This window comes from Niabella pedocola, from assembly GCF_021044425.1.
Lineage (GTDB): Bacteria > Bacteroidota > Bacteroidia > Chitinophagales > Chitinophagaceae > Niabella > Niabella pedocola.
Window position 1 is genome coordinate 595,348 of sequence record NZ_JAJNEC010000003.1, and the last position, 19,948, is coordinate 615,295.

General features: G+C 50.0%; 8 protein-coding genes. 1 reads left to right on the forward strand and 7 read right to left on the reverse strand.

Features of this window, described 5'->3' with window-relative positions:
- Window positions 1–768: 768 nt before the first annotated feature.
- From galB to LQ567_RS03675, 6 genes are all read right to left on the reverse strand, one after another.
- Window positions 769–3,279, reverse strand: coding sequence for a beta-galactosidase GalB (galB, locus tag LQ567_RS03650; RefSeq protein WP_231002742.1), 2,511 nt, complete (start codon window positions 3,277–3,279; stop codon window positions 769–771).
- A gap of 131 nt (window positions 3,280–3,410) precedes the next feature.
- The gene (locus LQ567_RS03655; RefSeq protein WP_231002743.1) at window positions 3,411–5,507 is read right to left on the reverse strand and encodes a family 20 glycosylhydrolase; all 2,097 of its coding nucleotides are present in this window, start codon (window positions 5,505–5,507) and stop codon (window positions 3,411–3,413) included.
- 240 nt (window positions 5,508–5,747) lie between these two features.
- On the reverse strand, window positions 5,748–8,066 hold the full coding sequence (locus tag LQ567_RS03660; protein WP_231002744.1) for a glycoside hydrolase family 20 protein: 2,319 nt from the start codon (window positions 8,064–8,066) through the stop codon (window positions 5,748–5,750).
- Between the two features lie 59 nt (window positions 8,067–8,125).
- Window positions 8,126–10,339: a glycoside hydrolase family 95 protein gene (locus LQ567_RS03665; RefSeq protein WP_231002745.1), complete on the reverse strand. Its 2,214-nt coding sequence runs from the start codon at window positions 10,337–10,339 to the stop codon at window positions 8,126–8,128.
- A 198-nt stretch (window positions 10,340–10,537) separates the two neighbouring features.
- Window positions 10,538–12,385 carry a right-handed parallel beta-helix repeat-containing protein gene (locus tag LQ567_RS03670; RefSeq protein ID WP_231002746.1) on the reverse strand — a complete coding sequence of 616 codons (1,848 nt, stop codon included), beginning with the start codon at window positions 12,383–12,385 and terminating at the stop codon, window positions 10,538–10,540.
- 80 nt (window positions 12,386–12,465) lie between these two features.
- Entirely contained in the window at window positions 12,466–14,793 is a 2,328-nt protein-coding gene (locus LQ567_RS03675; RefSeq protein ID WP_231002747.1) for a hypothetical protein, read from the reverse strand.
- Between the two features lie 854 nt (window positions 14,794–15,647).
- On the opposite strand from LQ567_RS03675, the gene LQ567_RS03680 reads away from it, so the two are divergent.
- Window positions 15,648–19,010 (forward strand): ThuA domain-containing protein, encoded by a 3,363-nt coding sequence (locus LQ567_RS03680; protein WP_231002748.1) that lies wholly within the window; start codon window positions 15,648–15,650, stop codon window positions 19,008–19,010.
- Between the two features lie 217 nt (window positions 19,011–19,227).
- Here the strand turns inward: LQ567_RS03680 and LQ567_RS03685 are convergent, their stop codons facing one another.
- A complete protein-coding gene (locus tag LQ567_RS03685; protein WP_231002749.1) occupies window positions 19,228–19,641 on the reverse strand; it encodes a glycoside hydrolase family 97 C-terminal domain-containing protein in 414 nt (137 codons plus the stop codon).
- Window positions 19,642–19,948: the final 307 nt, after the last annotated feature.

Genomic DNA, 19,948 nt, shown 5'->3' on the forward strand with positions numbered 1-19,948 from the left:
CATGTCACTTCGGGCTTTGCTCGAAACGCGCCTGTATCGCTAAAAATCAATGCATCCCCGTTTGATCCTTGCCCGCTGGTGGTATCCCCATTTTCATTAAATCATAATTGCGCTCCATCCTGGACGCCATTCCTATAATTATACCTGAACCATATTTTCTCTTTTAAATAAGCAGCAAAAGGGCTAAATTCACCAATAGTAGAGTCTGAAAATGGAATCATACCTCAAATCATCCTTTCGCCTTAGGCCTCTTATTTCTAAATTATAGCTATTAGACTCCTTGTTCAACATTGATAGTGTGTCTATCTGCCGGGCAAATGGGCTATGTCTATAAAAAGGAATAGTATCGAGTAGATCACCTCGCTTAAATACCAGCAAATAATCTCCTCTGCCTACATCAAGAACCTTCACAATTCGAGATGGCGGATCAATTTTCATTTTAAACGTTTTCTCCTCACTTCCTTTACTAACGCATCTTATATTCAGCATCAAAAGCATTAACAATAAGAAATCATATACTTTCATTTTTCAAGATTTATATGGCAATTGGAGAACTATAATTCTAAGTGTTTGATAGCATATGATCAAGTCTTCCAACATTTACATCCTATGAAATTGTTCTATTAAGTTGAGCAGGAGTTCCAACTCCTATTACAACTGACGTTTATTTGATGTTGTAACGACTCCTGGTGATCCCAAGGCAAATGCAACAGATTTACCTAATGTGAGTTCCCCTGGAACATCCCAATGGCCCCCTGCCCGCTATGATCAATCCACGCTTACTGTGGTTAGTCCCATAGTAAGTCCATCTGCTTCCGCTTTTATGCGAACGAGGCCTTTCGCACCTTTCTTCGCCTTAACGATCACCAGGGCCATTCCGTTATAGGCGCTCTTTTCCGGGCTCTGGAAGGATTCGAAGCTGGTCGCATCGCCGTTGTCGGTGGCTACCAGTTCACCGGGGCCTTCCACGCGGAACCGGATCTTCGGATGCGAACGGGGAACCATCCGGTTATTTTGGTCTTCCACGCGTACGGTAATAAATGCCAGTTCATCACCGATGATCTTCGTTACATTACTGTTCAATGAGAGTTTTGCAGCATCACCGGTTGTTTTCACCACGTCCGTTGCCCAGTATTTTCCGTTCTTATAGGCAACAACTTTTAATTCGCCGGGTTGGTATTGCACCGCATCCCACACCAGACGGAAATCCTTGCCCGCTTGTTTCTTTTTACGCCCCAGGCTTTTGCCATTCAAAAACAATTCGGCTTCATCGCCCGAAGTATATACATGCACCGGCACTATGGAATCGATCCGCTCCTGCCAGTTCCAATGCGGAAGAATATGTGCCATCGGGTGATCAGGGCGCCAGTGCGATTGATAGAGATAAAAGCGATCCTTTGGAAAGCCCGCCAGGTCAATGATCCCGAAGTAGCTGCTGCGGGAAGGCGGTTTATTTTTCTGCAGTTCGTCCAACGCTTTTTCCAGCTCCGCACGTTTGGAAGGATCATTCCTGAAGTTCAGCAAATTGGTCTCATCCGATCCGTACGGGGTGGGTTCACCCAGGTAATCGAAACCCGTCCATACAAATTCGCCCAGCAGGTGCGGGAACTTCGCGTTGGTGCGGAATTGTTCATCCGGTTTACAACCCCAGCCCGGATGATCAAGATCATAGGAACTGATCTGCCAGTTCCGGCGGTTTGTTCCAAAAAAATATTCGCCCCGGGAGCTCACGCAGCTTGAGGTTTCACTGCCCATGGTGGGCATGTTCGCATAACGCGGGTCCGCATCCCATTTTGGCTGTTGTCCAAAAAAGTAGTTCACGCCCATCAGGTCCAGCCCCTGAACAGCGCCGGATGATCTTCCGCCGTCGGGATCGTTATAACCATTCGAAACCGGCCGCGTCGGGTCTTCCCGGCGCATGATCCCTGCCAGCTCTTTTGTCATGGCTACATCCCGCTGATCCATCACTTCGTTTCCGATACTCCAGATCACTACAGATGGATGATTCCGGTCCCGGTGCACCAACGCTACAAGATCCTTCTCGTGCCACTCGTCATATAACTTATTGTAGTCGTTCTTTTTCTTTCCGTGCTTCCAGGCATCAAAGGCTTCATCCCATACCAGGAAACCCATTTCATCGGCCAATGCCAGCAGCTCGGGAGCCGGCGGGTTATGCGAGGTACGGATGGCATTGGCGCCCATTTCTTTCAGTAATGCCAGCTGGCGTTTTAATGCGCTTGTATTCATCGCCGCCCCCAAAGCGCCCAGGTCGTGATGATTGCACACGCCCTGGATGGCCACCCGTTTGCCATTTAACAAAAAACCGTTCCGTGCCGTAAATTCCAGCGTTCTTATCCCGAAAGTGCTGTAATAGGTATCCGCTTTCCTGCCGTTGACCAACACCGTTGTTACGGCAAAATAGCGGCTGGGTGTTTCAATACGCCATATCCGGGGATTGCGGATGGTAACCGCTACATCTATATTGTTATTGCCTGCGGCCAGATCCACCGGTTTATTTTCAACGGTAGCTACTTTCTTTTTGAAGGTGTTGCCTGTGCCCGCTTCATATACGTCCGTTTGTAATACTGCCGTTACGGGCTTCCCGGTTTCGTTTGCCACGGTTACCGCCATTTTTACGGCTGCCGCCTGCGTAGTAACTTTTGGCGTGGTGATATAGGTGCCCCAGTGCGCTACCTGCACCTTCCCGGTTTTTACCAGCCACACATGCCGGTAGATACCGGCGCCAGGATACCAGCGCGAATCCCATTTTTCGGTATTCAATTTTACCGCCAGTACGTTTTCTTTTCCCAACCGGATATAGGGTGTAAGGTCCATACGGAACGAGGTATATCCGTAAGGCCAGGTGCCCACATACTGCCCGTTGAGCCAGATCTCGGCATAAGCCATGGCCCCATCAAAATCTACGAATATCATTTTGCCGGCATCTGCGGCCGGGATGTTGAAATGCTTACGATACCAGCCGATGCCCTTCCAGGGCAGCTTGCCTGTTTCGCCCGCCAGATCGATGCGGAAGGGCCCGGTAATAGCCCAGTCATGGGGCAGGGAAAGCCGCTGCCAGTCCTGATCATTAAATGTTGCGGACGCGGCTTGCGATGGTTCTTCCAGCCTTGAGCCGTCGGGCTGCAATCCATACCGTTTAAACAACCATCCTTCATCAAAGGACGCAGTTCCGGCATTGCCCAGGCGGGTAAAGGGCGATTGTGCGGGGGCACTATTGCAGCATAGAATAACGGCCAGTAGGCTTAAAAAAAATCGCATGCTTTTATGTTGTTGCGTTATAAAATATCCTTTATAAATAGTACCCTGGTTTTGCCTCCCGGTTTTTGGAAACAGGACACCAGCGTCCACCAACGGCTTTTGATATGCCGGTAGCGCTGATCCGTATGCTGCTACAGGTTCCGGATCTCATCCCCGGAAAGCATTACATTAAATACTTTTAAATCACGGATCAGGGCTTTGGCGGCATTCGTTTTATCACCGATGAACTTCAGCGGAAAGAAAAGTGTTTGTACCTTTGCGATCTGCTTTCCATTGGCAAATGTCTGCTGGGCGCCTTCCAGTTTTTCTTTTAAAACCCCATTTACGTAAAGCGATGTGCCTTTATGATTGCCCTCAATAACGATCGTTGTCCATTCATTTACCGGAACGGCATAATCAAAAAGGTAATGATAGCCTTCTCTTGTAAAACCCAGTTTTCCCGTACCCTGCTGATTGAGCGTAACCACCGCATCCTCCGAGCCAAACAGGATGGCATTGGGTAGGTTATCCGGCTCCGGCTTTATCGAAAAGCGAACGGTGTACCCATACCCGATTCCCGGTAACGGTGTCGATAAAAAGCTTGACCCGCCTTTTAAACGAAGGGCCTTTTCTTTCTGGTCGAATAAACTATTGGTTCCGGATTGCTTCTTTTGCCCGCTAAAATTGCCGTCCGCATTCATTGCCAACACCAGTGAATCCTTTGAAGCGATCCGGCCCAGCATATTTAACCCGGGGCCTTCGCCGATCTGTTTGGCCTGTGTTGAAAAAGCGGCATATTTCATCGGCTTTGCGCTGCCGCCCCACATTTTTTGCGATAACACCTGCATGGCCGGAAACACCCGGTGATGCACGTCTTTTTCTGTGATCCCATTGCCTACATGATCATTCCACACCGCAAAAGCGCCGCCTCTTATCAGGGGATCATTTTCTTCAAAGGTTTCTTTTCCGATCCGGTTGGGCGTCCATTCTTCATAAAGTTTTTTCACATTCAGATAGTCGTAGTAGTAACCAGCAGCCGGCACAATATACAGCCAGCCATCCGGTGTACTGATGCCCTTATACCCCAATGCAAACATATCTTTGGGTTCTGCATAGCCGTTGTACCAAAGGTTCATGGTAACGCCCGCGGCCTTTACCGGTGTGGTTCCCTGCGCATGCGTCAGCGATCCCCACATCCGTACTTGTTTACCAAAGCCCTCCACAAAACGGATATAGTGATCCGTAAACTTCCGGAACTTTTCTGCATCTTTTTTGGCATATTCATCGGTGCCGATATGGACCTCCTTTCCGATAAAGACAGGGTTGGGCCCCTGCAGGTATTCCCGGAACACATTGTCGATCACGGTATACGTAAGCGGGTTGTCCAGGTCCAGGTGGTCCATGCCATACTGCTTACTGCCCACACCCGGTACGGCCTTGCTAAAAGCCAGGGAATGTGCCGGCACGTCGATTTCGGGTATGATGTTTACGCCATACCGCTGTGCCATTTTCTGCAGCTCGATAAACTCCTTTTTTGTATAACTGCCATCTTTTGCCGTCAGGTTCGGATAGGTATCGTTTTGCAGCCGGAACGCCGAATAGGTACTGTCCCAGTTATCACCAAAGAACTGCTTAAAACCGTTATCATTGAGATGAATGTGAAAATCATTCATCTTATAGTACGACATGAATTTGATATACTGCTTCAAAAAATCGAGGCTGAAAAATTTACGGCCCACGTCCAATACAAATCCGCGTACTTCATATTTAGGATAATCGCGTGCCACTCCTTTTGGCAGGGTCCTGTGCTGTGGATCCTGTTCTAATAGCTGAAGTAATGTACGTGTGGCCCAGATGGCGCCTGTTACATCCCTTGCTTTTATGATGATGCGGTCGCCGATCTGCAGGCTGTATCCCTCCGGAGGCAATGTGCTGCCCGTTGCATCCAGGCTAAAAAACACGGTTCCTTTCCCGGCCTGCCCGGTCTTCACCGGCAATAGGGCTCCGGATTTTGTTACCGCAAGATCTTCTGCCAGTAAACGCGCCACGGGCAACAATTCCTTACGATACTGCGGATCTACAATTACAGAGGTCGCCGCCTTCCATTCAAAGAACCCCGTTGCGCCCTGCCATTCCCGTAATGCCGGGATCACAAAGGGTGCAGGGTTGGTTTGTGCCTGTATCCATACAGGTGTTCCTGCTACAGCTACAATAACCAGGAAGCATAAGATCCGGATTCTTTTCATCATTTTCATTCAATGCCGATTTAGTTAAACGTGTCCAGAAGGTTTTCCTATCGGGCGGCCCTTCATAACCGCAACCCGTTGGGGTCTCTAAAAATAGTTCATGCCTGTTAAAAAACACCGTTCGCTGTCTGCGTACGCCAACCATACGCCTTATGCAATCGTTTGTTCATTACCTCTTTTTTTAAAAGGCATTCGCAGGCCGGCCCCTGGTCATTCCATTTTCGCGAAAGGCCTGGGTTCTTATCACTCTACAGTAATCTCATCGCAAAAGAGCCAGGCGGCCTGTCCTTCGCCGGGATGTCCCTTTGGACATTGTCCCAGGTTTTTAGCGGTAACACGCACATAACGGAAACTGCGCGGATCAAAGCGGGCCGTAAAATCCTTTGTTTGCGGAGCTTTATCCGCCACCGGAACGGTATTGCGTACCATTGCAATTTCGGTGAACTGTTTTCCGTCGTCAGATACTTCAAATGTTACCCATTGCGGGAAAAAGATCCACTGACCGTAGTGCTGCAAACAACCCAGGGTTATGGAGCCGGCTGTGGTACGCAGCCCCAGGTCAACGGTGGCCACCAGATCGGTTCCGTTAAACGCATGCCATTGTTTTCCCGCATCGGTAGTACCCCGGATGCCATCCACCAGTGTAAACGGTCCGTTGGCAGGATAATATTTGCTATAAGGCGTTGCATATTGCAAAGGCCGGCCGGTTGCTTTATTCAGCGTAAAGGACTGCTGCGCGGGCCGTCCCCTAACCATACTGTTATGGATGGCCAATGCTGCTTTTACCGTGATGGAACCTTTTACCTCAAAAGGCTTTTCATAGCGCGGGCTGCCTGTGCCCGGTTCGGTACCATCGGTTGTGTAATAAATCACCCCTTCTTCATTTTCGGTTTCCAGGCTTACGAGCAGTTTACCGTTCACCACCTGCGGGTTTATATCTACCTTGAAATTCCCTTTCGAATACCGCAGGCCTCTTTGCTCAAACCCTTCAAGATGTGGTTGCAGGCGCTGATTAAAATCGCTCCAGTTACGCGATTCCTTTGCACTCCACAACACCTCCGCCAGTGCCGGCATCCGCGGCAGGATCATGTATTCCACATGTTCATGGCTTGAGATCTGCTCCGTCCACAGGTTGGCCTGTGCGCCCAGTATATGTGCTGCCTGGCTTTTATTTAACGCCGCAGGAATGGGCTCATAGTTATATACGCGCTTTAAGGTATTGAAGCCACCGAATGCGAGCGGCTCGGTTTCCGGATCGCCCTGGTAGTAATCGAAGTAAAGCGGGCCGGTCGGACTCATGACCACATCATGATTCATTTGAGCCGCTTTTATCCCCCCGGACTCTCCGCGCCAGCTCATCACCGTTGCCTGTGGCGCCAGGCCACCTTCCAGGATCTCATCCCAGCCGATCAGTTTCCGTTGATGAGCGATCAAAAACTTTTCCATCCGGTGTATAAAGTAGCTCTGTAATTCCTCTTCGTTCTTCAGCCCCTCTGTTTTCATCCGTTGCTGGCAACGCGCGCACTGTTTCCAGCTGGTTTTATCCACCTCATCACCGCCCACATGAATGTATTGCGATGGAAATAATGCCATCACTTCTTTCAGGATGTTTTGCAGGAATATGAATGCACTGTCATTACCCGCACAATAATTCGGATGCACATCCTTGCCGTAAAAATCACCGGACTCCTGGAATGAATGTTTATGCGGCAAACAGGAATATTCCGGATAGGCCGCCATTGCGGCTTCGGAGTGACCGGGCATTTCAATTTCCGGAACAATGGTAACCTGCCTTGCCGCTGCATAGGCCACAATTTCCTTTACCTGCTCCTGTGTATAAAAGCCGCCGTACGTGGCTTTGCTGCGATCTGCATTGAAACGAACCTGCGACCAGTCCCAGGATTTACCCCAGTCATCCACCCTCCAGGCGGCCAGGCCCGTCAGTTTCGGATATTTTTTGATTTCTATACGCCAGCCCGCACCATCTGCCAGGTGCCAGTGAAACGTATTCATTTTGTAGGACGCCAGCAGATCAATAAATTCCTTCACCAGTTCCGGCGAAAAAAAATGACGGCTTACATCCAGCATCATACCCCGCCATTTAAAACGGGGCGCATCAGTGATGGTCATACAGGGGATCTGCAGTACCTGGTTGGTCCGGATGGCCGGCAGGGTTTGCAGTAAGGATTGCACCGCATAAAACAGGCCTGCCGGTTTACCGGCGCGGATCTCAATATAAGCCGGTGTAACCAGCAAGCGGTAACCTTCTGTACCCACATCCGCTGTTGGCTCTATATGAAAGCGAATTGTTTTTCCGCTAACAGCCGTTTTCACCGGCAAGGTATTACCGCTCACCTGCTTTACCGCATTGGTGAAATAATTTACCACCCCCATTACGTCCTTACGGGCAACGGGAGCCTGCACCTGTACGCTTTTATCGAACAGGAATACGCCTTCCTGTTGCTGCAGGCTTACCGGTTTGGGAATGATCCGTACCTGCGGTTGTGCGTTCAATAAGCATATGGCCCATACAAACAGGCCCGTTAAAAATCCGTTCTTCATTATTTTTATTTAAACTTTTGTCTCCGTTTACGGCATTCATCTGATTCCGGTAATTGTACTCATTTCTTTACCGTACCGGCCATCACCTCTTTTACTGTTCCATTCACCCTTACCCATACTTTTTGAGGTGTCTTTGAATAGATGCGGTACTGTACCACCCATCCATTCTTCCAGCTGCAATCTACCGTAAACCCGCCACGGGCCCTTAATCCCTTAAAAGAACCCGAGGCTTTCCAGGCTGCCGGCACGGCGGGCAACAGGTTGATTTCTCCTGCATGACTTTGCAATAACATTTCCGGAATGGCGCCGCTGATGCCCAGGTTGCCATCGATCTGGAAAGGCGGATGCGTGGTAAACAGGTTGGGCATGAGGTTATAGGTAAACAACCCGCGGATCATCATGCCTGCTTTTTCACCTTCGCCGAGGCGCGCCCACAAGGCACAACGCCAGGGCCAGGACCAGGAGCGGCGGCTATCGCCGACCGTTGATGCAACTGTAAAGGGTTTGTTACTATTTTTACCATAGTTACCGCTGCGGCTGCGTAAAGAAATGATGGCGGCCTTTGCCAGTTCCGGTGTTTGCTTCGGATTGATCTGGCGACCGGGATATACGGCAAACAGGTGCGAGGTATGCCGGTGCTGGTCATCCGGATCATCGCGGTCTGCCTGCCACTCCTGTAATTGTCCCCATTTCCCGATCTTGTTGGGTGCCAGCCGGTGCTGCATATCGGCCACTTTTGCCTGGTAGCCGGCATCAATGTTTAACGCTTTGGCGGCATCGAGGTAATTCTGAAACAGGTCCCAAACCAGTTGCTGATCATGCATCACCCCATCCTCCCGCGGGCCATGTTCCGGCGACCATCCATTGGGCACCACCAGGCTCCCGTCCGGCAATTGCTTCAGCCGGTCTTCCCAGTAATTGCAGATCTCCTTCAGAACAGGATAGGCTGTATTTTTAAGATATACCCGGTCCATTGTAAAAGCCCAGCGCTCATATACATGCTGCGCATACCAGGCGCTGGCGGGTATGTTCCATTCCCAGCCGTTACCGCCGAAAATACTCTGGCTGGTACGGGCCGTCCATCCCCGGGTATCTGCACCAAAAGCCTTGCGCGTAGCCAGCCGGCAGGGCTCGGCCTGCGCTACGATATAGTCGATCAGGGGCTGGTTACATTCCGAAAGGTTTGCCGGCTCCGCCAGCCAGTAATTCATCTGGATATTGATATTGTTATGATAATCGCTGGCCCATGGCGGATTATTGCTGTTGTTCCAAAGCCCCTGCAAGTTTGCAGGCAATCCGCCGGGCCGCGAGCTGCTGATCAGCAGGTAACGCCCATACTGGAAAAGGGTTTCCTCCAGGTCCGGATCCGTACCGCCTGCCGCGTATTTCGCACGGCGTATATCGGTGGGTAATGCGCTTAATGCAGCAGGCGTGGTACCCACATCGATGCGGGCCGCAGCAGCAAGTTTTGTAAAATCTTTTACATGGGCCGCTCGCAATGAAGCATAGCCTTTATGGAGCGCAGCCTTCAGCTCTTTTTCAATCTGCGGCAAGGGATCTGCGCCGCGCCAGCCGGCATTATAATCCGGCTTATAATTGGTACGGACATCCAGGTAAAGTGTGAGCGTTCTGCAACCGGTAAATACCAGCTCACTGCCGGCTACTGTAATACTGCCGCCCTCATGCAACGCTGCCACCTGTGCCGCGTACCTGAGTTGATTGGGCATCGCTCCGGAAAACTGCAGCAGGTTTCCGCTGGCAACGGAGGCTGCCCCCTGGGCCGACCAAAGACTGATGCGACCGGATAATTTTCCATTTTTCCCTGCGGTATACCGGAATACCATCACCTGGTCCGGATGACTGGCAAAAGCTTCGCGCTGAAACGGGATCCCTCCATTGGTATACGTGCTGTTATAGATGCCGGAAACCAGGTTCAGGCTTTGTTTATAACCGGCAACCGCTCCGGCACCTGTAAACTGCATCCTTAGCTCACCAAAATTGCGATAGGCCCCAAAACCATGATCGCCGGTTTCATAGGCACCATCCCAGTTGTTATCGCCGCTCCAGAGACTTTGTTCATTGAACTGAATGGTATCTGCTGCTACCGCGCCCATCAGCATGGCCCCCATACGCCCGTTGCCGATCGGAAGCCGTTCCGATTCCCATTTGGTGCCCGGTTTGTTGTACCATAAAACAAAGGAGTTTTTATCCTGGGCCCATATACCGGAAGCTGTCAATAATGTCAATAATGCAATCAGTATTCTTTTTTTCATGCCCAATATTACTATTTTTTATGGCGTTGGAACCATCCTTTCGATGATATGCGGACCTTGAAAATTTTTCATTCCGGAAATGGAGAGACGGAAAAGGTTTCGCTATTAGAAGTAAGTAGCAGCATGCGGTCTCCGGATTGGCAGCAACCGATCTTCTTATTGATATTGTTATGCTTTTTATTGAACGCAACCATGGTTTTATTGGTTTGAGCGGAGCTTCCAATTTGTTTGAATATCTTTTTCCGTCATACCCGATAGCTCTATGGTTGATGGGGCGGTGCCTGCTGCCTGGTTATTGAGCATGCGCACATGGGTGCAATCGGTAAGGGATACCGGTTTCTTTAAACCTTCGGGATCCGATGCCGGATCGGCAGTTATTTTATTTCCCGTAAACGACAGTCCATCCACGCTTCGTGCCAGCAGCAGTTTTCCATCCAGGGTATTAAATGTATTTCCTTCGATGCGGATATTCCGGTGTACATAACTTCCCGGAACCCGCAGGTGATTTTCGGGGGTAATAGCGATGGCGCCACTTCCGCTATTGTAGCCACATGCGTCAAACCGGTTATTCCGGATGGTTACATCCTGCACCGCGCCGGATTCAAACCAGCTGCTGGCATCATCGGCAATCAGGATGGGAAACATACCCGTATGGTAAAATACATTTTGCTCCACCAGTACCCTGCGCGGCGTTGTAATGAGCAGTCCTCTTGTATTTGCGCGTTCAAAGCGGCTGTTACGGATCACCACTTCCGGCGTCCAGGTACGGTTTTCAATACATAGCCCCTTATCCACACCCCTGGGCAACGGCCTGTTGAGTCGTAATTCCATCTCCCGTTTATTGATCATTACTGCCGACTGAAGCACGGCTCCGGCAACCGGCAGGAGTGTTTGGGGATGGATAAACGTAATGCTATCGCCCGCAAAGAATGCCGGGAACCCATACGTTTGCGGGTGCATAAACCGCACCGTAAGTTTTTCCTGTTTGCCGATACCCGTTATCTGAAGATGGGTGCCGTGTATGTTTACCGGGTCATCATGTGCTCCCGAAGTATGGCAGCTGTCGATCAGGATTTTCCCCCTGCAGCCCGAGAAGTGAAAACAATCTGCAAAGGCCGCAATGATCCGCCCGCTTTCCGGCCGGGGTGCCACCGCCACCTTATGCAGGGTAATATTTTCAGTGAACTGCGACACGATGCCCAGCCCATGCATATAGTGCATCCGCACATCATCCAGTACCACATTTTTACTTTGCGCGATCAGTCCGCCACAGTTATCCCGATAAGGATCGCGGATGGTTAACACATCCCCAACCTTATAAGGCGGCATTTTAAATTTGCCTTCAAATACTACGGTAAGCGGACCCGTTTGCCGGGCAACGGCCTGTTGTAATGGCTTCAGACTGCTGTAATGCAGGCGGTCGTTAACCGGGTCAAACAGGATCGTATGATCGTGCTCCACCTTCCAGCCTTCTCCAAAAAGTACCAGTTTTCCGTCATCAACCGCAAAACGGGAATCCGGGTGCAGGCGCAGTTCCACCATCCGTTCCTGCACCGCAGTAACGGTTAGTTCGCTCATGGTGGGGCGTTCATAATCGAACCGGATCCGCTCTATACGGATATTGCTGCTGCGCAACACGCCAAACGAAACCATTTTACCATGCAGCATAACGAGACTGTTGTTTCCATCAATGGTGATATTCCGGCTGTCTTCCAGCAGGAAGGCCATACTTTTTACTTTACTCAGCGTATCGGCTTCAGTACTATTGGAAATATAGAGTTCCCGTTTGGGCGCCCCTTCGGGCCAAACATCAATACGTCCGGCCGGTAACTTTAAAATGGCTGCCGGATATTTGCGGCAGGCCCCGATGGCCCGCTGCAACGCCGGTGCAGCGTTCTGGTAGCTATTTGCTTTTACACCGTAGTCGGCCGCATGAATGGTTACCGGAACCTGGGCCCGTAAAACGGCGACGCAGCACACGCACAGCAATAACAGCCAGCAGTAAGGACCGTTGATCTGTTTGCCGTTATCTTTTTGAAGTACCATGAGAAATTGTAAATAATGAGGAACGCAAGGTAGGAAGTAAAAAATCGGGCATGAAATGTTTTTTTGGGAATGAAGCTGTATTAATGCCGGCGCAGTGCTCCGTTATTTGCTACCTGCACCAGCACTTCTGTGCAGGATTTCACTGCTACCTTTGGCCAATGCACAAAAGCTGTATACGACAAGGGGGTTGCGGCCTGCTTACTGGTTTCTGCAAGTACTGATACGGAAGCATCATAGTGGGTATTATTTTTTATCGCCAGTGTGATACCGGTTTTATCTGATTTTATGATCCTTGCCTCCACATGATCAAATACCCGTAGTATTTTTTTATCCGGCTGTACATAGATCCCCGGCAGTTCAATCGCCATTAAGGCACCGTTGGTCTCTGTCCAGGAATTGCGGGTGTTAATGTAGTTACCAATGCTGCCCCTTCCTTCAGCATCGCTTGGCTGAATACGTTCCATGCTGCTGCCTGTCAGATTATTGGTCGTTGAATGATCCGGTGGAATATTCACCGCCTCTGCCTGGGCATGCTGGATATCGCGGATCAGATCGGCGTACAGGACGTTACCGGTAGCCCGGAAAAGTTTGAACAGGTAATCGCCGGAAGCCGTACAGATACCGGGTGCCGCATGTTTGTTCTGAATACTGGCCCATACTGCACCGGCCATTTTGCTGCCCAGTTTGCCGATCTGGCTGCCGGCAGGGAAAACCGGGTCGTAAGAGATGGTCCAGGTAGCACAGAGGGCGGCCTGTACTTCGGCCCTTTCCAACCAGGCCTTATCGCCGGTATACTGGTAAAGGGCCATCAACGACTCCAGGAAACCAAAGGCCGATTCCGAATTGGCGTCCATTGAAATATCACCACAATCGCCGCCTGTAAGTCCCTGTGTTACTACATCCCGCTGGTAATAATAGGCTGCGGATGTTTTGGCTATCGCCAACCATTCGGTATGCTTGAAATAATCCGCCGCAATCGCCAGTCCCGCGGGCACAATGGCCCCGGCGGTAGAATTGTATACGGCGATCTTTCCGGTTGCCGGTGCGATGTATTGTCCGAATTGGCCGTCCTCTTTCCAGGTGCGGGCAAAGGCTGCCGCCAGTTTTTTAGCCGCAGCCTCCCATTCCGGTTTGATGGCTGTATCATAACCCTGCGCCTTCAACAACATCAGGTGCTTCAGCAGCCACAACAGGGCATCAGCATTTTTACGCACCATGGCCTGTACTTCCGGAAATGCCGGGTTCATTTTTTCCGGCCGGATCTTACCTTCGGCCGTAATGCCTCCATAAAAATAACCACTGCTGCCCTGAAGTTTATGCACCACAAAATCCAGTTCCTGCGCCACCCGTTCCCGTTCCTTTTCGTTATTCAATGCCAGCATCGGGTAGGTATTCATCATCCCGCTTACCCAGCCGAGCTGAAAGTCTTTACTGTTCTCCGGAAGATAATAACTGCCCACCGGAAATGTGCGGAAATGATTGCTGGTAATGGTGGTAGCCAGCTGTGTGTAATAACTCATCGGCAACCAGTTGCGGGGCCGATTGGGACCGGTAACATCTTTACGGTATTTCATAAACGTGCGTAACAACCCGGGAATGCCGTTTGCATTCATTACATAAATCCGGAAATGCAGGGTAAGCCGGTCGCCCGCCTTCCAGTCGGGTGCTTTGTCGCCGCTGGGATGAAAGTCGCCAAAACCGGGCGCCAGCCTGCGCATGGCAGGTGCAGTAACAGAAAAGCGGCATTGATCCCGGGCTGCGTTTTCGGCTATCGTAAGTCCGTGATTGCCGAAGGCCGACCGCTGATCTGTAAGTACCATGAAACTTTTTTGTGTAGCCGGTGTGTAAAAACAAAGTGCCGGGGTGGCCATATTGCCTGTTTGGAGTTCCACCAATGATGCCGTTCCCGGTTCTATAGATAAACGCGGGTTGTTAGAAATCGTTAACGGTACGTTGGGGTTATAATACATTTCCTTCGGATAATCCGGGTTATACCCGTTACCGATAGAAGGATACCGGTTGCCGTTGTACACGATCGCCGGTACCAGCACATAGTTATCCGGGCTCCAGTCATTGAACCCGAAATCTATATTTACGGCAGTGGCTTGGGATACACCCTTTGTTAATGCAAACACCGCGGTTATATCCAGCGCCCCTGGTACCCGTTCAACCGGCCGCACCTGCAATTGCAACTGCCATCCATCCGGCAGTGCGGGCTGCTGTGCTGTGGCTACATATTCATCGATCAGTTTCGTGCCATCATATTTTCTGATGCTTGCCTGCAGATGCCCGTTGAGCGGCTGCATCCAACGATCAACCGCGTTGAAGTCCTGTGCCCCGGCTGCCTGCCAAAACAAGCCGCCCAGGCTCATGAACCAAAAAAATACCATACAAATGTTACGCGTCATATAGAAGTTAATTTTAGCTGTGTAACAAAATATTGTACATAGCAACCCGGCTGGCCGGGTTCGTTACTTTTATTCCGACTTCACCTGTATCCGGTACGGCTTTTGTTTTTGGCGGCATGCTGCGTGTGAGCGGTCGCTCACGCTTCCCGTTTAAAAAACAACCGTCACCGTATCGTTTCACTTTCGGCATCTTATACTATTCAAATTCTATATTCAATCAGCTGTTTACAGGCGTACATCCAGTTTGTAAAATTATCTCATCCTGATTCATTAAGCCTGCACCGGATTGATAAAGACCAATACTTTTTTAACCCCCTGGCACTTTCCATTGCACTATTAGTGAATAGCATCTTTTTTCTCTAAAAAATGAGGATCTTTTGATACAGCTACCCGCAATACATTTTTCTATGTATACGGCAGGATACAGTTACTTCAAAAGCTAGCCGGATTCAAAGGCGCCGGTCCGGGTACACCTGTCCCCCGCCTTTGAATCATCAAACGGATTGCCCGTTCGTTTTCTCCACGGCATCGTTAACATATTGCCTGAGCTGATAGAAATGCGGGAACAATACGGGTCGGTATTTAAATACAATTATTTTAGCAAGATCCGATACTATTTTTACCAACACGCTTTATTAACGTTTATTTTTTGCATTTTTGCAATAAGAACGATTCTTTGAATATTAAAATAGCCGGTTGCCATTCCCTCGTTTTTACCCGTCCCCAACCAGCGGTAAAGTCTGGTTTTCAGCTGCTGTCGTCAGAACAGGGATCGGCTGTATTATTTCCGGTCCGGGGATCCTTTACGCTTTTGGTACCGGTTCTGTTCCATCAAGTCAACAACATCCATCCATATGCGCCCGTCTACTGCGTTTTTAAAAGGCCTGTGTTATTTCGTTATGCTACTGTTCCTGTGCTCCTGTGCAGGAAAAAACAAAAAGCCAAGGATACTTGTATTTAGTAAAACGGCTGGTTTTCATCATGTGTCGATTGCAAACGGAAATACCGCCCTTCAACAACTCGGCGCGGCCAATAATTTTGATGTAGATACAACAACAAACGCCGCTGTTTTTACAGATGACAGTTTAAAAAAATACGCAGCGGTTGTTTTTCTCAGTACCACCGGAGATGTACTCAACTACCGGCAGGAAGCCGCTTTTGAACGTTATATACAGGCAGGAGGCGGCTATATGGGCATTCATGCAGCTACCGACTGCGAACCGGACTGGGGATGGTATGGACGATTGGCGGGTGCTTACTTCATGGATCACCCGGGCATTACGGATAGTTTCCCCAATGTGCAGCCGGGAATATTGCTGGTAACAGACAGCACGCATATGGCTACCCGGCACCTGCCCCGTGAATGGAAAAAAACGGATGAGTTTTACAACTTTAAGAAGATGAGCAAAGACGTAAAAGTGATCCTGACCGTTGATGAAAAAAGCTACCAGGGGGGCAAGAACGGCAACCCACATCCCATTGCCTGGTACCACGAATTCGACGGAGGCCGGGCCTTTTATACCGAACTGGGGCATACACCGGAATCTTTTTCTGATTCACTATATCTGCAACATATTTTGGGCGGTATTCAATACGCCATCGGCAATAACAAAACCCCTGATTATTCAAAGGCCACCACTCAGATGCCGCCCGATGAGGACCGGTTCTCTAAAGAACAGCTGTCGCAGGGTACGTTTTTTGAGCCCACGGAAATGACGATCCTGCCTAACCTTGATGTATTGGTAATTCAGCGACGCGGAGAAATTATGCTGTATAAGAACCAAACGAAGAACGTGCGCCAGGTAGGCTTTTTAAACGTTTACTACAAAACGGATGTGCCGGGCGTGAATGCGGAAGAAGGAATGCTGGGCTTGCAGAAGGACCCGGATTTCGCAAAGAACAACTGGGTCTATATTTATTACAGTCCGGCCGACAGCGCGGTAAACCGGCTATCCCGGTTCACATTTAAAAATGATACGCTCGACGCTGCTACCGAAAAAGTGATCCTCGAAGTAAAATCGCAAAGGGATATCTGCTGCCATACCGGCGGCTCCATTGCGTTTGGTCCGGATGGACTGTTGTATGTTTCATCCGGCGATAATTCTACGCCCTTTGACGAGCCGGGTGTCCGGTTCGTAAATAACGGTTACAGCCCCATGAATGATATCCCCGGCCACCAGCAGTACGATGCGGGAAGATCGAGCGGCAATACCAACGACCTTCGGGGAAAGATCCTCCGGATACGAGTAAAGCCGGATGGCAGCTATGAAATTCCGGACGGCAATCTTTTTCCGAAGGGCACAGATAAAACAAGACCTGAAATTTATGTAATGGGCAACCGGAATCCCTACCGTATTTCTATAGACCAGAAGACAGGTTATTTATATTGGGGCGAAGTGGGCCCTGATGCCGGTTCCGACAATCTTAAAGAGCGGGGCCCCCGGGGTTATGACGAGGTGAACCAGGCACGCAAAGCCGGCTATTTTGGGTGGCCGCTGTTTGTGGGTAATAATTATGCGTACCGGCAATATGATTACAGCACGGGCAAAAGCGGCGATAATTTCGACCCCGAACATCCCGTTAACCGTTCCAGGAACAATACCGGGCTCACGCAACTGCCTCCTGCCCAACCCGCATTTATCTGGTATCCTTATGCAGCCTCCCCCGATTTTCCCCAGGTAGGCTCCGGTGGCAGAAATGCCATGGCTGGCCCTGTATATTATACGGATCTGTTTCCCAAAGAGACCCGGCTCCCGGACTATTACAACGGCAAGCTCATCATTTATGATTGGATCCGCGGATGGATGAAGGCGGTTACCATGCTGCCCAATGGCGACTTCGACAAGATGGAGCCCTTTGCCAGCGCCGTTAAAGTAAACTCGCTGATCGATATGGAAGTAGGCCCAGATGGCCAGCTGTACCTGCTGGAGTACGGATCGGGCTGGTTCTCCAGGAACCCGGACGCCGGCCTGGCCCGGATCCACTACAACAGCGGTAACAGGGCCCCGGCCATCCAATCCGTTAAAATAGATAAAACAACCGGCGTACTGCCGTTCACCGTTAAAATTGCAGTAGCTGCCAAAGATCCGGATAACGACAACGTAACGTATGCCTGGACGATGGGAGACGGAACTCATAAAGAAACCGATGTACCGGAACTCTCCTATACGTATACCAAATCCGGCGACTTTAAAATAACCGTTGACGTAAAAGATAATAAAGGTGCTGCTACCAAAAGCGATGCGATAAGCATCTACGCGGGTAATGAAACACCGGTGGTAAATATTGTTATTACCGGAGGAAACCGGTCCTTTTATATGCCCGGCGTGCCGCTGCGCTACAAAATAACGGCAACTGATCCAAAAGATACCGCTGCCTTTGACCCGGCCAATCTCTTTGTATCCTCTGATTTCATTGAAGGACTTGATAAAGCCGGCGCGCCTATGGGCCATCAACAGGGTCAGGCAAGTGTCAGCGGAAAAAACATCATGTTGTCGCTGGATTGCAAAGCCTGTCATAAAGAAGCCGAAAAATCGGTTGGTCCGTCGTTTATGCAGGTAGCGGAAAAATATGGCAAAGATCCGGGTGCGGTAAACTACCTCTCGGAAAAAATAATCAATGGCGGCAGTGGGGTGTGGGGTGAAACGGCTATGTCTGCGCACCCTACGCTCACACAGGAAGATGTTCACCAGATCGTTACCTGGATCTTGTCGTTAAGCAACGGGAACGCAGTAAAAAAATCGCTGCCGGCCTCCGGCGTCATCGTGCCACCGGCTGATGCAAAAGCCAATCGTGCGCTGGTTTTATCTGCCAGCTATTCGGATAAAGGCGGACCCAATATCAAGTCGCTGACAGGGACCAATACCCTTTTATTAAGAAGCAATACGATTCCCTTTGGCGAAACCGAAAAAACAAAAGAGGGATGGCTCGTATTAAAACAAATGGATCTGACAGCTGTCCACTCTATGAGCATTGCCTACGACCGGCAGGAAGTTCCGGGAAAAACATCCGTGCTGGAAGTACGGCTGGATGCCGCCAACGGGCCGTTATTAGGCAGCAAGACTGTACCGGCCATTGCAAAAGAGGCAAAAGAAACTGTGGCGTCGATCCCTGTTAAAGGAACAACCGATGGACAGTTGCATACCCTGTATTTTATTTACAGAACAGAAAGCCAGATGCATGACAATATCAAATGGGTGCAATTCAACGGGAAATAATACCCTGTCGGAATTTGAAGATTTGAAGATTTGAGAATTCAGATTTGAGACTTGAGAATTGAGATCTGCTTCAAACAGGACGCGGATGCACCCTGAGCGTTAGACGTTAAACGGATCATGTCAACTGGCTTACTTCGGGGAGCATATCCAGATGGCCTGTTCCACCGGGGGCAGCAGCCGGGCGTTCAGTATAGAGGAAGCATCTACCCCACCCGTTTTATAGACATCCGGGTGCATACCGGTGAATCCGGGTTATCGTAATAAACGACGCAATGTATTTTTGCCCGGGGGGAAGGAAGGAACAGTTTATTTTGATATCCCGCCCATCATTGTTGGTGATGCTGCCCACAAACCACTCGCTGTTGCTTCTGCGGGCAATGGTCACATACGGGCCGATGGCGCCGTCCAGTACTTTTGCAGCATCCCCTACAGTGGGCACCCGATCAAAAAATTCCTGTTCCGGTTCATCCTGCAAATCCTCCGGCTTATCATACCGGTACATAAACTGCAGGGGACTGTAGTAGATTACGGACAATGCCATCCGGTGTCTCGAACTGGTCTTTAGCACCCGTGCATGCTGTGTTCCGGCCGGCTTCGGTTTGAGCTCCGGAAGGTGATAGTAACAAATCATATAACCGGCGGTCCCTACCAGGAGCCGTGTAAACGGTAATATGGTCCGGCTGCCTTCCTATGATCAGGTCCTTTTATCAGGATCGGGCCCCATCTTTAGTTCCGGCGTTCCCCTCGGCGCATGTTATTGTTTAAAGTACTTCGTTCTGAACGGCCGCATTTTACGATGCATGACCGCCGGCCAATACCCGCCTGTTCTGCATATTGCACCGCAACCATCACTATCCAACACAAAGATCGTATTAAAACCTTTTAAACACACCGGCTCCCGCAGGCTATAGCGCCATTGCGGCACAGATTTTTCACTG

Bases quoted from the DNA above. Each gene is read 5' to 3' on its own strand.
- galB (WP_231002742.1), bottom strand. From the start codon at position 3,279: ATGCGATTTTTTTTAAGCCTACTGGCCGTTATTCTATGCTGCAATAGT.
- LQ567_RS03655 (WP_231002743.1), bottom strand. From the start codon at position 5,507: ATGATGAAAAGAATCCGGATCTTATGCTTCCTGGTTATTGTAGCTGTA.
- LQ567_RS03660 (WP_231002744.1), bottom strand. From the start codon at position 8,066: ATGAAGAACGGATTTTTAACGGGCCTGTTTGTATGGGCCATATGCTTA.
- LQ567_RS03665 (WP_231002745.1), bottom strand. From the start codon at position 10,339: ATGAAAAAAAGAATACTGATTGCATTATTGACATTATTGACAGCTTCC.
- LQ567_RS03670 (WP_231002746.1), bottom strand. From the start codon at position 12,385: ATGGTACTTCAAAAAGATAACGGCAAACAGATCAACGGTCCTTACTGC.
- LQ567_RS03675 (WP_231002747.1), bottom strand. From the start codon at position 14,793: ATGACGCGTAACATTTGTATGGTATTTTTTTGGTTCATGAGCCTGGGC.
- LQ567_RS03680 (WP_231002748.1), top strand. From the start codon at position 15,648: ATGCGCCCGTCTACTGCGTTTTTAAAAGGCCTGTGTTATTTCGTTATG.
- LQ567_RS03685 (WP_231002749.1), bottom strand. From the start codon at position 19,641: ATGATTTGTTACTATCACCTTCCGGAGCTCAAACCGAAGCCGGCCGGA.